This is a genomic window from Paenibacillus sp. EKM206P, assembly GCF_011066155.1.
GTDB classification, from domain to species: domain Bacteria; phylum Bacillota; class Bacilli; order Paenibacillales; family Paenibacillaceae; genus Paenibacillus; species Paenibacillus polymyxa_D.
In genome coordinates this window covers 1-314 of the sequence record NZ_JAAMNQ010000098.1, presented here as the reverse complement: position 1 = coordinate 314, position 314 = coordinate 1, and the positions used below count along the sequence as shown (strand labels likewise).

At 56.7% G+C, this 314-nt stretch carries 1 protein-coding gene; it reads left to right on the top strand.

All coding sequences use genetic code 11. From position 1 onward, the window contains the following. The coding region (locus tag G9G53_RS25880; RefSeq protein ID WP_165150903.1) for an amino acid adenylation domain-containing protein at positions 1-314 on the top strand (314 nt) is incomplete at both ends.

The following is a 314-nucleotide window of genomic DNA, read 5'->3' as shown; positions in this document are numbered from 1 at the left end:
TTGCCAGACGGCAGCATTGAGTATTTGGGCCGGATTGACCACCAAGTGAAAATCCGGGGGTACCGGATCGAGCTGGGCGAAGTGGAAGCGCAGTTGCTGACCGTGGATGGCATTCAGAAAGCCGTGGTCACAGCATGGGAAAACGAAGACGGACACAAGGACCTGTGTGCCTACATCATAGCTTCAGCGTCCCTGAGTTTGCCGGAGCTGCGCAATGCGCTGCAGCCGAAGCTGCCGGATTACATGATCCCGACGTATGTGGTACAACTGGATCGTTTCCCGCTGACACCGAACGGGAAAATCGACCGCAAGGC